Below are 12066 nucleotides of genomic sequence, written 5' to 3'. Positions count from 1 at the left end.
AAGAAAATAGTTTCTTAAGCTTCAAATGGTGCTATAGAAACGTAAGACTTGTTGTCTTTTTTCTTAGTAAATGTTACGATACCATCAACTTTAGCGTGTAAAGTGTGGTCTTTTCCTTGGTATACATTTTCACCTGGATGGTGTGTATTACCTCTTTGTCTTACGATTATGTTCCCAGCGATAGCAGCTTGACCACCAAAAATCTTAACACCTAATCGTTTCGATTCTGATTCTCTACCGTTTTTAGAACTACCAACTCCTTTTTTATGAGCCATTGTCTTAAGGTTTTATATTGTTAAACTTAAGTGGTTTTGCAATTAAGCTTTACCACCATCTAATTCGTCTTGCCATTTTTTAAGCTCGTCCCACTTACCTTCAGCAGCTAATTTAGCTTGTGCAGGCCAAGTGTCAGTAACGTGGTTACCACGAACATCAGCAATGATTTCAGAAATTGCTTCAGGTGTAGACTTAGCTAAATCAGCATAAGTAGCAAGACCAGCTTCAGCTAAAGTAGAAGCGATTTTTGGTCCAATACCTTCAATTTTCTTTAAATCATCAGCTTTACCTGTAGTTGCTTTTTTAGCAGCAGCTTTTGGTTCAGCTTTTTTAGTTTCTTTCTTAGGAGCAGCTTTCTTAGCTCCAGAAGCAGTAATGCTTTCGATTACGATTTCAGTTAAGGCTTGTCTATGACCATTTTTTACACGGTAACCTTTACGTCTTTTCTTTTTGAAAACTATTACTTTATCACCTTTAAGGTGCTTTAAGACTTTTGCACTTACTTGTGCTCCGTCTATAGCTGGGGCGCCTAAAGTAACATTGTTACCATCACCTATAAGAAGTACGTTGTCAAAATCAACGTTTTTACCTTCTTCAGTAGATAAACGGTTAACAAAAACTTTTTGGTCTTTTTCAACTTTAAATTGATGCCCTGCTATCTCTACAATTGCGTACATAGCGTAACGTTTTTATTAATTTGTTTATTAAATAAAATATGCTTTTCTCAGAAAGCGGATGCAAATATACTCCTAAATTCCTAATCTACAAACGTTTTAAGGCATTTAGCGCACTTTTCAATTTAAAAGTATATCTGATTTTAAATCAGGATGCTACGATGAGTGTAGTTTTCACATTTAATTATGTTAATAAAGCATAATGATTCCTTATTTTTGTGTGCCTTTGTGTAACAATGCACATCATGTTAAGACAAACACTTAAACAATTTAAAATTTAAACACTTATTAATAATGAGAAAAAGCTTATTTACTCTAGCACTCTTGTTGTTTGTTGGTTCTCTTGCCAATGCGCAACAAGTGGAATTTGAGGAGTACGATTTAGACAATGGAATGCACGTTATATTGCATCAAGATAATTCTGCTCCAGTAGTCACTGTATCTGTAATGTACCATGTAGGTGCAAAAGATGAAAACCCAGAACGTACTGGTTTTGCTCACTTTTTTGAGCATTTATTGTTTGAAGGTACCGAGAATATTCCGCGTGGAGAGTGGTTTAATATTGTAACATCAAATGGTGGAAGCAATAATGCAAATACTACAGACGACAGAACATATTACTACGAAGTATTTCCTTCTAATAGTGTAGAGTTAGGTCTTTGGATGGAGTCTGAAAGATTATTACACCCAGTTATCAATCAGGTAGGTGTTGATACACAAAATGAAGTTGTAAAAGAAGAAAAGAGACTTCGTGTAGATAACCAACCTTATGGTAATTTATTAGCTGAAGTTAAAAAACGTATGTTTAAAGTACATCCTTACAGATGGGCAACTATTGGATCTATGGATCATTTAGATGCAGCAACGTTAGAAGAGTTTCAGGCTTTTAATAAAAAATTCTACGTGCCAAACAATGCTGTACTGGTAGTAGCAGGAGATATAGATAAGCCTCAGCTTAAGAAAATGATTCAAGATTATTTTGGGCCAATTCCTAGAGGAGAAGAGGTTGTTAGAGACCTTCCAAAAGAAGCTCCGATACAAGAAGCTATAAGAGACAAAACTTACGATCCTAATATTCAGATACCTGCTGTAATTGCTGCATACAGAACACCTTCTTTTAAAGATAAAGATGCTTATGTTTTAGACATGATTTCTAGCTATTTAAGTGGAGGTAAAAGCTCTGTGTTATACAAGAAAATGGTAGATGAGCAAAAGCAAGCTTTAGCAGTACAAGCTGTTAATATTAGTCAAGAAGATTATGGTATTTATGCCTTGTTTGGATTGCCTTTAGGTGATGTATCGCTAGATACTTTAATTACAGAAATGGATGAAGAAATTGCTAAAATTCAAACAGAATTAATCTCTGAGCGCGATTACCAAAAACTTCAAAACCAATTTGAGAATCAATTTGTAAACTCTAATTCTAGTATAGAGGGTATTGCAAACTCTTTAGCAAGATACTACATGCTATACGACAATGTTAACTTAATTAATAACGAGATAGAGATCTATCGCTCTATTACAAGAGAAGAAATAAGAGATGTTGCCAAGAAGTATTTAAACCCTAATCAACGTCTAATATTAGAGTATTTACCTAAAAAAGATGATCAATAAAATAAAAATGAATAGTAATATGAAAACTAAAATATCAGCATTTATTGTATTGTTTTTAATGGCAGTAGGCACAATAAATGCACAAATAGATAGATCTAAGCAACCAAAACCAGGACCTGCACCAAAAATTACTTTAGAGAAACCAGGTGAATTTAAGTTAAAGAATGGTATCGAAGTTTTAGTTGTAGAGAACCATAAATTACCAAGAGTTTCTATCACATTAAGAATCGATAATAAGCCAATTGCAGAAGGTAAAAAAGCAGGTGTTTCTAGCATTTTAGGAGCTATGCTTGGTAACGGAACTGTTAACATTCCTAAGGACGAATTTAATGACGAGATTGACTTTTTAGGCGCTAATTTAGGATTCGGATCTCAAAGTGCTTTTGCAAGTTCGCTTTCAAAATACTCTGATAGAATAATTGAATTAATGGCTGATGCAGCAATAAATCCACTATTAACTAAGGAAGAATTTGAAAAAGAAAAAGAAAAGCTTATTGAGAGTCTTAAATCAGACAAAAAGAGTGTAGATGCAGTTGCTCGTAGAGTTGGTTCTGCATTATCTTATGGTGTTAAACACCCTTATGGAGAGTTTGTTACTGAAGAAACTGTAAACAACATTGAGTTTGGAGACGTTTTAGCATTTTATGAAAAATATTTTAATCCTAACAACGCATACCTTGTAATTGTTGGAGATGTAGAAATGGGTGATGTTAAGCGCAAAATAAAAGAGCATTTTGGTAAATGGGAAAAGTCTGCTGGTGTAGATACTACTTTACCAAAGCCAATGGCAAATGCACAGTACACTCAAGTTAACTTTGTAGACATGCCAAACGCAGTGCAGTCTAATATCTCATTGACCAACAATGTAGATTTTAAAATGAATGATGAAGATTATCACGCAGTATTAATTGCAAACAAAATTTTAGGTGGTGGTTTTGGTAGTTATTTAAATATGAACCTTCGTGAAGAGCATGGTTATACTTATGGCGCACGTACTAGTATTAGCCCAAGCAGATATGGAGCATCTCGTTTTACAGCTGGTGCAGCAGTAAGAAATATGGTGACGGATAGTGCTGTTGTTGAGACTTTAAAAGAGATCAACAGAATTAAAACAGAGCCAGTTGATTCTAAAGATTTAGAAAATGCTAAAGCAAAATACGTAGGTGATTTTATTTTAGATCTAGAAAGCCCAAGAACCATTGCTAACTATGCATTAAGCATTAAGTTAAATAATTTACCAGAGGATTTTTATTCTACATACTTAGCTAAGATCAATGCAGTAACTAAAGAAGATGTTATGCGAGTAGCAAACAAACACTTTAGACCAGAAAATGCACGTATAGTTGTTGTTGGTAAAGGAAGCGAAGTTTTAGAAAATTTAGAAAAAACAGGAATTCCTGTAAAGTATTTTGATGCATACGCTAACCCAACAGAGAAGCCTGTTTTCTCTAAGCCATTACCAGAAGGATTAACTGCAGAAAAAGTAATCAAAAATTACGTAGCAGCTATAGGTGGTGAGGCAGCTTTAAGAGATGTAAATACTACATTAGAGGTGGCAGAAATGACCATTGTTGGAGCACCGTTTAAGCCAATAGCTACTACTAAGCAAATGGCACCAAACAAATACAAAATGGAAGTAGTTGCTGAAGGTATGGGAACATTAATGAAGCAAAACTTCGATGGATCTAATGGATATATGGAGCAACAAGGAAGAAAAATTCCTATGGAAGAAAAAGAGTTGTCTTCTAGAAAATCTAGTAAAGGTATTTTTGAAGAATTATATATGGAGTCTTCAGATATTGAATTAGAAACATTAACAACTATTGAAGGTAAAGATGCTTATAAAATAAAAGTAACTAAAGATGCTGAAACGTCATACAGATACTATGATGCTGAAACAGGTTACTTATTAAGAACAGAGGAAACAACAGAAGCTCAGGGACAATCTATAACAACAACTGTAGATTACTCTAACTATAAAGAAGTAGGTGGCATAAAAATGCCTTACACAATGAAAGTTACTGCTGGTCCTCAGTCATTCACTTTTGATACTAAAGAAGTAAAAATAAACGAAGGTGTAACTGCCGAAGACTTTAACTAAAAAGTAATAATACTTTTAATAAGTTATAAAAACCGAAGTGAAAGCTTCGGTTTTTTTTATGCAATTTACTTACGTCTGTTGGCCAAATACACACCAAACAGAATTAGTACGGCAGCCAAAGCTTGTATTACGCTAAAAGATTCACCATCTAAAACGCCCCAAATTAATGCTGTTATAGGAATAACATAGGTTACCGAAGAGGCAAAAACAGGAGTAGATATTTGTACTAATTTATTAAAAAGCACTTTAGCCATTGCAGTGCCAAATATTGATAGGATAGTTACAAAGATTAAAGCTTTGGGTAATTTTTCATTATTTAGAGTCTCAGAAGAGAAAAAATTGGTAAATAAAAGTACAATAACAGCAGGTATAATTATAAATGCGTAATTACCAGCAGCTATAGCTAAAGGTTTAACATCTTGTAAATGCCGTTTTATAATGTTGACGTTTACGGCATACATTAAAGTAGATATGATAACAAAGATGGCAAAAAAGTAATTTTGATTAGGGTTGAGTTCAGAGCCTTTGTAAATAAGAATAGAAGTGCCTATAAAACCAATAATAACACCTATAATTTGACGTCTTGTAGAGATTATTTTAAATACGGTAAACCCTAATATTATTGTGTTTAATGGCACCAGAGAATTTAATATTGAAACTACAGCACTATCAATTTCTGTTTCTGCAATGGCAAAAAGAAATCCAGGAAAAAATGAGCCTAAAAATCCGGATAAGGCAATCCATTTTAATTTAGTTTTTTCAATAGATTTTAATTTTTTAAAACCTACGCTTAGTAATATCAAGCCAGTGATAATTGTTCTTAAAGCTCCTAATTGGTAAGGAGTAAGACCTAAAAGGGATTTTTTTATTAATATAAAAGAACTTCCCCATATCACAGATAGTATAACAAGGTAGATCCATTTTAAATTAAGATTTTTCATACAAAAACAACGCAAATGAATCACAAAAATCGTTAATTATTTCGCAGAAAACACTAATATTTATTAGATTTATCCAAAATTTTAGAGCTAATACAAATGAAAAAAATTAAGAATATAATAGTTGCTTCTGCTTTACTTTTAGCTTTTACATCTTGTAAACAACAAGCAGAGCCAGAAGTAAAAACTGTTGATGTGGAGGTGAGTAGCAAGGATGTTGCAAAAACTTTAGATCCTAACGCTACTTATGCTAAAGTAGAGTTTGGTATAGAAGGTATGACATGCGCAATGGGCTGTGCCAAGACTATTGAGAAAAAAATGGCAAAGATGGAAGGTGTTAAGTCTGCAAAAGTAGATTTTGATAAGCGTATGGCAATGGTAGAGTATGATGAAGCAAAAGTATCTCCTGAAGCTTTAGAAGAGACAGTAACTAAGGTAGGCGAGGTATATAAAGTAAAGGATATGAAAGTTGTTGATGACTTTACTAAAGAAACTCAAAAAGAAAAATAATAGATCTTATAGGCCTGAAAAATAAAACGCCATCCTAATCGGATGGCGTTTTTTATTTTAGGTTAACACTTGCAGAAATACAATAGAAAGTATAATGCCACCAAGCGGCAACAACCATAGTAAAATTACTGAGGGAGTTTTGGTTCTTGATTTTGCCTTAAGTACATTTCTTTTTTTTCCATTATATCGCATCCAGTTTTTAAACACAATAAACAAAGCGACCACAACAAACAATATCCAAAATTTAGTTAGTGACATGGTGGTTATATTCATTTGTTTAGCAAAAGCCAAAAAGAAAATGCCTATAGCTAAAAATATAGACAGTTCTAAAAGGTTAATGTAAAGCAAGGCTATGCCAAGACTGCGTTTGCCTAAACGCTTCTTGTAATGGTTTAAAATGGTTATGTAATAGTTGTCTAACATAATATAGAAAAAAACAAAACCTGCTTAACAGCAGGTTTTGTAAATATAAGGATTGTTGTAATATGTATTATAAACCTAATACAGTAACATTATCTAATTCAAAAGTAGCAGCAGCAGATGATGTAGAAGTGTACTTAAATGCTATGTATAACATTTGTCCATCAGCACTAGAAACATCAATACTTCCAGAGTTTGTCCAAGTGTTCCAGCTATTAGCGTTAGGATCCATAGTAGCATCTAATAAAGTCCAAGTACCATTAGAGTTAGGATCTCCACCAGAATAATCTGTAGACATATATACTTCTAGGTCGTTACCGTCGTAACGCTTATCTGTTTCAAAAAAGAAGAAAGTATTTGTAACATCAGATAAATCGATAGCTTCAGAAATTAACCAATCTTCGTTTTCTTGAGCACCACCAGAATAACCATTCATATAAGCACTAGGTGCTGGGTTACCAAAATTAGCAGTTCCCCAAACTTGAGCACCAGTAACGTTAAAAGTAGACCATTGGTTTAATCCACCATCAAAACCATCTTCAAAAACAACTGTAAAGTCATTAATATCTAAAGGCATACAACGAGCGTTGTCAAATTCTACATCGTTAAGATCGTTAAGTAATAATACTAAATCATCTCCACCAAAAGATTTTAAAACAACAGCAGAAATTGTACCTCCTTGAGTTGGTAATGGTGTGTTGTAGAAGTTAGCAAAAGAACTAGTTTCTACTAAGAAGTTAGAGTATCCAAATCCTTCACAAGCTTGAAGCGTTCTTCTTGTATCAAAATCTTCAGTTGGATCACCATAAGTACTACCTGCTAAGTTTTCTGGGAATTGAACATCTGTAGCAGTTACAAAAAATCCAACATGGCTTTCGTTTATTTCAGATAAACTAACTTGTAATGGTACTATAGTTTCTGTTACTGCAGATCTAAAAATCTTAGTTGGAATTTGATTTGCTGTAAATTGACCTACTTCATCTTCGTCTGGTTTACCACCTACAGAGATAATTTCGTTAGCATTGTAACCAACATACATGTCTTTTAGTTTAATGTAAACCTCACGACCAAGGTTAAACTGGTTGTAAGAGTCAACTTGATTTAAAAGAACACCTAAAGCAGCTGTTGGGTTTTCAGGTGCGTCTTGCATGTAAAATTCTTTGTAAAAGTTACCAGTAGCATCAGAAGAAGTTACATAACCTTTAACAACTAAGTTGTCTGGAATTTGAATAAAGTGATCGTAATCAAAACCGCTTTGACCATCTTCGTATGCTTGGTAAAGTGCTTTTAGATCTGCAATTGATATTTCAGTTAAATCACCAGAGTTAATATCTGCTAAGATTTGCTCTAAACCTGCGTTTTCTTCACTTCCTAAGCTGTTAGGAACGCTGTAATCGTCATCTTCAACACAAGATGTAATTGCAATACTTGCAAAAAGAGCAAGTAAAAGTGTTAATAATTTTGTTGTTTTCATAGTTTGAAATTTATTTTTCATAGTTTTTTTAGAATCTAAAATATACATTTAAAAAGTAATTTGCGCCACGACCATACCAGTACTTAGGTCCAAAACGACGCTTAGGATTAGAATTGTCTTCTAGTAACTCTCTGTAGTTAGCGTTACGACCTTGCTCAAATCCACCAGTTCTATATTGCTTGTCTAGTACGTTTCCTACACTTGCAAAGAAACCTACAAAATAATCATTTATTTTCCATGACTTACCACCTATAAGGTTAACGACCATATAACTGCCAAACTCTTCTTGTTTTAAAAGATCTCTTGCAATCTCTGGGTTGTAATCGTTCATTGGTAATCCGTCTGTTGGCTCTGTGTAGAAACTAGAAGTTCTTAAAAGAGGGCTTACATCTACATAAGTTTCATCAAAGAAGTTTGCAGTTGCACCAAACCACCAGTAGTCCGGATCTCTATATTCAAAACCTACAGAGTAAGCTTTCTGTGGACCACCAGCTACTTTGTAATCTTTTAGGTTAGACTCACCATAAAATGCTGCCTGATCGTTTGCAGAGATGTATAAGTTAGGATTGTTGTCGTAGGTGTATTGGCCATAAGAAGCAGCACCTTTTAATTTTATTGTTGGTGTTACTTGTGCTTCAATACCAAACTCTGCGCCTAGGTGTCTTTTGTCTACACCTTGTAATACTTCTGAAACTAAATTGTTTGTTTGTACATTACCTTGATCGTCAAAGAAACCTCCAATACCATCTGCGTAGTAGAAAGAAATTTCGTTAGCATCTTCTGTCTTAGTGTAGAAACCTGTTAAACGAGCATTAACAATTGGTGATCTAAAGATGTAACTAGCATCAAAAGATGTTATTTTTTCTTCTGTAATCTCTTGTCCTGTTACGTTTACTCCATTAACAACACCAACAACATCATGATTTACTCTAGCGTTAGAGTAGGTGTTTCTTAAAGATGGTGCTCTTGTTATATAGCCTCCATTAACGTCAATTAAGTGTTTACCAGATATTTTATAAGTAAAACCAGCTTTAGCACCAAATCCTGTAAAGTCTACTTCGCCACCTTTACCGTAAGAATTGTTAGCGTTTGCTTCGTTTCTGTATAGACCGTCTCTGTAGTAATCTGTTTTTGTAATGCTACCAGCTAAGTAGAAATCTACTTTATTGTACTTAAATACACCTTGTGCATAACCAGAAATAACATCTGCATATAGGTTGTAGTTGTATCTGTACTTATCTCCTTCAAAAGCAACTTGATCAGGATTGTTAAGATCAAACTGGAAACCATCAAATGAGTCTACATTAAGAACACCTGTATTGCTTCCTAATAAATCTATAACTTCAGCAAAGTTTTCAGATTTTAAAGTCTTATAGTTTACAGAAGCGTTTAAAATGATGTTTTCACTTAGTTCAGTATTTAAGATAGTATTTACTGTTACTTGTGAGTCATCAGAACGATCTTCGTATAATGCATACGCTGCATAATTACCTCCTATGTTGTTGGTAAGGTTAGCGTCAATGATTCTATTCCAGTCTATTTGACCGTTGTTTATAAATTCTTGCTCAGCGATGTATGCGTTTTCGTAATCTGGACCATCATCATCAGCTAAGAAATAACTCGGTAATTTTTGATAGTAAGCAGGACTTGGGTTTGCACCTCCTGGAAAGTCTAAACGACTGTTGCCAAGTTTTCCCCATTGATAGGCCACGTTTGTATTAAGAGATGTTTTGCTGTTAATATCCCAATAATGATTAAGCATTAATATTGGCTCTTCAGTTTCCTTAATACGAGAGTTTTTCTTTTCACCATCTAAGTAGCCCCAATATTCGTTATACTTAATGCCTTTTAAGTCATATACTTCTTGAGTGTTAGGAGAAGATTTACCTCTTCTGTTAGGAGCATATATACTTGTAAAGTTAAGGCTGTGCTTATCATTAATTTTTTTCTCTACTGTAGCAAAGAAAGAGTTTGCATCATATAAAGTAGCGTCTTGGTAACCTTCATTTCCCCATCTTCTACTTGCCATAAAAGCGTAAGACCAACCACCGTCTAATAGTCCAGATGCGTAACTTGCCATTACTCTATTGGTGTAACTTCTGTTAGACGAAGAATATGTTACTCTACCACCTTTTCTGTAGCTAGAAGCTCTAGCGATAATGTTTGTTGTTCCTAAAATACCACCAAAATTATATTCAGATGGTGTTAAACCAGCAGTTAAAACCTGATTTCTTACAACGTCATTTAAACCTCCCCAGTTACTCCATTGAGGTCTACCGTTGTATACTTTATTCATTTCAATTCCGTTGATTAAAACAGAACCATTGTCAGAGTCTAAACCTCTCATTCTAAAGAAAGAAGAGCTAAATTCAAAAGCTGCAGTTCTTTGAAAAACATCCATAGAAGAAGATAGTAATCCAGAGATGTTATCTGCACCACTTGTGTCGTCATTTAATTCATCATCAGATAAAGTAATGGTAAATAAGTCGTTACCACTTGCTAATTCTGCTTCTAAAGTCATGTCTGTAATGTTAACTGTTTGCCCTTCGTTTACTATAATAGGGTAACGTTTTGTAACATATCCAGGTTTAGATATTTGTAATACTTGTTCGCCTAATGGAACATTGCTAGAAAAAGCAAATTCACCCAAACCATTTGTCATTGTAGACTGCTGGGTTTCTTCAATTGTTATTGTTACATCTGGAATTGGTTCTAAAGAAGTTGCATCTTTTACACTACCTTTAATCATTGTGCTTTGTGCCACCAATGCAAAAGAAGAAAACAATCCAAACAATAAAATAATTAGACTTTTTTTCATAATTGATTTTAGAGTTAATAATATTTCTTACATTAAATAAAAGTTATTTAAGGCGTGCAAATGTACATCTTTTATAATAAATATATACTTTTGGCCCAAGAATTGCAAAGTAATTAATGATAACATAACATACATTAAATGAAAACATTAAAACTCAGTATTTTATTTTTATTAACAATAGTGTTTGCCAATGTAAATGCACAAGAAAAGAAGAAATATAAGATTCATACAGTGGCATTTTACAACCTCGAAAACTTATTCGATACTATTAATGATCCTCTTAAATATGATGAGGCTAGTCCTATCATGGAAATGCATGAAGCTAACAGAGCCGAAGTTTACGTAGAGAAGGTGAAAAATATGGCAAGAGTAGTTGCTGATATAGGTAAAGAGGACACAAACAATACACCAGCGATTATTGGTGTTTCAGAAATTGAAAACAGGCAAGTCCTTGTAGATTTGGTAAATGATCCTCAATTATTAGATAAGGATTACGGAATTGTACATTACGATTCGCCTGATGCCAGAGGAATTGATGTTGCGCTTTTGTACCAAAAATCACTTTTTAAGCCAATTGATACAAGTAGCTTTGAATTGAAGATTTATGATGACGATACAAGAAAACGTGTTTACACAAGAGATCAACTGTTAGTGAGCGGAAAATTAGATGGAGAACTTATTCATATCATCGTTAATCACTGGCCGTCAAGAAGAGGTGGCGAAGCTAGAAGTAGACCAAAGCGTGTTGCTGCAGCAAAATTAAACAAACGTATTATAGATTCACTTCAATCTATAGATCCTTATGCAAAAATCATTACTATGGGAGATTTAAATGATAACCCAAACAATGCAAGTTTAAAAGAAGGATTAAAAGCTGAAGCAAAAAAGAAGAAGGTAGGTTTAAAAGGGATTTATAACCCTTTTGAAAATCAATTTAAAAAGCAAGGCCTAGGAACAACAGGATACAGAGATGCTTGGAGTTTGTTCGATCAAATATTATTGACTCAACCTTTCCTTGAGCAAGATTACGATTCGTTTAGGTTGTATAAAGCAGGTATTTTTAACAAGAACTATTTAACTAATAAACGCGGAAGGTATAAAGGCTATCCATTTAGAAGTTTCTCTGATGGTAGTTTTACAGACGGTTTTAGTGATCACTTTCCAGTGTACGTCTACTTGGTTAAAGAAGTAAAAGACGAAGATGAAAAATCGGAAGATTAATTCTGAAACTTATATATATA

The 12066-nt window shown here is 33.8% G+C and carries 10 protein-coding genes; 4 read left to right on the top strand and 6 right to left on the bottom strand.

Features of this window, described 5'->3' with window-relative positions; all coding sequences use genetic code 11:
- Positions 1-14: 14 nt before the first annotated feature.
- Together rpmA and rplU are read right to left on the bottom strand one after the other, a co-directional pair.
- Complete coding sequence (gene rpmA, locus P7122_RS09660) at positions 15-275, bottom strand: 50S ribosomal protein L27 (RefSeq protein WP_278005583.1); 261 nt, start codon at positions 273-275, stop codon at positions 15-17.
- A 42-nt stretch (positions 276-317) separates the two neighbouring features.
- A complete protein-coding gene (gene rplU, locus P7122_RS09655) occupies positions 318-953 on the bottom strand; it encodes a 50S ribosomal protein L21 (protein WP_278005582.1) in 636 nt (211 codons plus the stop codon).
- Between the two features lie 291 nt (positions 954-1244).
- Here rplU and P7122_RS09650 point away from each other — a divergent pair, with 291 nt between their 5' ends.
- Both P7122_RS09650 and P7122_RS09645 read left to right on the top strand, forming a co-directional pair.
- Positions 1245-2564, top strand: coding sequence for a M16 family metallopeptidase (locus P7122_RS09650; protein ID WP_278005581.1), 1320 nt, complete (start codon positions 1245-1247; stop codon positions 2562-2564).
- Positions 2565-2583: 19 nt separating this feature from the next.
- The gene (locus P7122_RS09645) at positions 2584-4665 is read left to right on the top strand and encodes a M16 family metallopeptidase (protein ID WP_278005580.1); all 2082 of its coding nucleotides are present in this window, start codon (positions 2584-2586) and stop codon (positions 4663-4665) included.
- 65 nt (positions 4666-4730) lie between these two features.
- On the opposite strand, the gene P7122_RS09640 is transcribed toward P7122_RS09645, so the two are convergent.
- The gene (locus P7122_RS09640) at positions 4731-5606 is read right to left on the bottom strand and encodes a DMT family transporter (protein WP_278005579.1); all 876 of its coding nucleotides are present in this window, start codon (positions 5604-5606) and stop codon (positions 4731-4733) included.
- Positions 5607-5702: 96 nt separating this feature from the next.
- Here P7122_RS09640 and P7122_RS09635 point away from each other — a divergent pair, with 96 nt between their 5' ends.
- Positions 5703-6113, top strand: coding sequence for a cation transporter (locus P7122_RS09635; RefSeq protein WP_278005578.1), 411 nt, complete (start codon positions 5703-5705; stop codon positions 6111-6113).
- Between the two features lie 57 nt (positions 6114-6170).
- Here the strand turns inward: P7122_RS09635 and P7122_RS09630 are convergent, their stop codons facing one another.
- The 3 genes from P7122_RS09630 to P7122_RS09620 all read right to left on the bottom strand — a co-directional run bounded on the left by P7122_RS09630 (position 6171) and on the right by P7122_RS09620 (position 10756).
- Positions 6171-6536 carry a hypothetical protein gene (locus P7122_RS09630; protein WP_278005577.1) on the bottom strand — a complete coding sequence of 122 codons (366 nt, stop codon included), beginning with the start codon at positions 6534-6536 and terminating at the stop codon, positions 6171-6173.
- 67 nt (positions 6537-6603) lie between these two features.
- The gene (locus P7122_RS09625) at positions 6604-8007 is read right to left on the bottom strand and encodes a DUF5689 domain-containing protein (protein ID WP_278005576.1); all 1404 of its coding nucleotides are present in this window, start codon (positions 8005-8007) and stop codon (positions 6604-6606) included.
- Positions 8008-8035: 28 nt separating this feature from the next.
- The gene (locus tag P7122_RS09620) at positions 8036-10756 is read right to left on the bottom strand and encodes a carboxypeptidase regulatory-like domain-containing protein (RefSeq protein ID WP_437130088.1); all 2721 of its coding nucleotides are present in this window, start codon (positions 10754-10756) and stop codon (positions 8036-8038) included.
- 207 nt (positions 10757-10963) lie between these two features.
- Between P7122_RS09620 and P7122_RS09615 the strand changes: the two genes are divergently transcribed.
- On the top strand, positions 10964-12046 hold the full coding sequence (locus tag P7122_RS09615; protein ID WP_278005574.1) for an endonuclease/exonuclease/phosphatase family protein: 1083 nt from the start codon (positions 10964-10966) through the stop codon (positions 12044-12046).
- Positions 12047-12066: the final 20 nt, after the last annotated feature.

This window comes from Winogradskyella marincola (genome assembly GCF_029624125.1).
Lineage (GTDB): Bacteria > Bacteroidota > Bacteroidia > Flavobacteriales > Flavobacteriaceae > Winogradskyella > Winogradskyella marincola.
The sequence above is the reverse complement of the archived record's forward strand: the minus strand, read 5'-3'. Positions and strand labels throughout refer to the sequence as shown.